Source organism: Kitasatospora sp. NPDC059571 (genome assembly GCF_042735675.1).
GTDB lineage: Bacteria > Actinomycetota > Actinomycetes > Streptomycetales > Streptomycetaceae > Kitasatospora.
Map to the genome: position 1 here is coordinate 1 of NZ_JBHWBW010000852.1, position 1,235 is coordinate 1,235.

At 79.0% G+C, this 1,235-nt stretch carries 2 protein-coding genes; both read right to left on the reverse strand.

What is annotated here, in order from left to right:
* Positions 1–28: 28 nt before the first annotated feature.
* Complete coding sequence (locus ACFV0G_RS39520; RefSeq protein ID WP_380558819.1) at positions 29–541, reverse strand: GNAT family N-acetyltransferase; 513 nt, start codon at positions 539–541, stop codon at positions 29–31.
* Positions 542–769: 228 nt separating this feature from the next.
* Entirely contained in the window at positions 770–1,132 is a 363-nt protein-coding gene (locus ACFV0G_RS39525; protein WP_380558816.1) for a cupin domain-containing protein, read from the reverse strand.
* Between the last annotated feature and the right edge of the window lie 103 nt (positions 1,133–1,235).

The window sequence follows — 1,235 nt, forward strand, 5'->3', positions numbered from 1 at the left end:
CCCCGGCGGGGTGCGGGGCCGTCCGCGCTCAGGAGTCGGCGGCCCGTTCGGCGGGCCCGGCCAGGTGCGTGTAGTAGACGGTGGTCGCCCGGAGTTCGCCGGCCGGGTCGGTGGCGTAGCCCGGGATGCTGCCGAGCGGCGTCCAGCCGCCGGTGCGGTAGAGGTGCTCGGCGGGGCTGTCGGTCTCGGTGTCCAGCACCAGCAGCGAGCGGCCGCGGTCGGCCGCGGCCCGTTCGGCCAGGGCGAGCAGTCGCCGTCCCAGCCCCCGGCCGCGCGCCGAGCGGTGCACCATCAGCTTCGCCAGCTCGGCCCGGTGGAGCCCGTTCGGCAGGTCCGCCAGGACCAGGCTGACCGTCCCGGTGCACAGGTCCGGGGTGCCGGCCGACCAGACCAGCAGCCGGCCGCCCGCCACCGCATCGACCCGCGACCGCCACCACGCGGTGGCCTCCGCCGCCGTGAGCGAGGCCGGGAAGCCGAGCGAGGCCCCGCCCCGGACGGCGTCCAGCAGCAGGTCGGCGAGGGCGGGCGCGGCCGCCCTCAGGTCGTCGGCGGAGAGCGGCCCGGTGAGGCGGTCCGCATCGGCGGCGGCCGGCGCCGGTGCGGACGTCGTCGCGGTGGGCGTTGCTGCGGTGGGGGTTGCTGCTGCGGTGGTCGGGCGGGGGTCGGACGGCACGGCTGCTCCCTGCGGGGCGGTGAAGAGGTGGCGGTGAAGGTGGCGGCGGAGGGTGGCGGCGGAGGAGGGGTGGAACGGCCCTGCGGCGTCAGGTCGTCAGGGCAGGACGAGGGCCAGCAGGTAGCGGGCCGGGTCGGGGCCGGGGGCGTGGAAGGCCGAGCGGCCCCAGAGGCGGTAGCGCAGGGTGTCGCCGGGGGCCAGCCGGTGGACCTCTTCCTGCACGGTCAACTCCAGTTGCCCCGACAGCAGCCACAGGTGGTGCTCCAGCCCGGGGACCGAAGGCCCGTCGTAGGCGATGCGGGCGCCGCTCGGCAGGGTGCCCTCGACGAGTTCGGCGCGCAGACCGGCCTGCGGCGGGGAGACCGAGCGCCGGAGGAACCCGGTGGCCGGGTCCGTCCACTGCGGCGGGGGGGGGGGGCGGCGCCCGGCCGCGCCCCCCGGCGCCCCCCCCGGGGCCAAACACCCGCCCCCCCGCGGCGCCTGCCCCCCGGGGGCGCGCCCGGGCATCGCGGTGCGAGCCCACGCCGGAGGGACGACCAGGCGGTTGTCCTGCGCCCCGAAG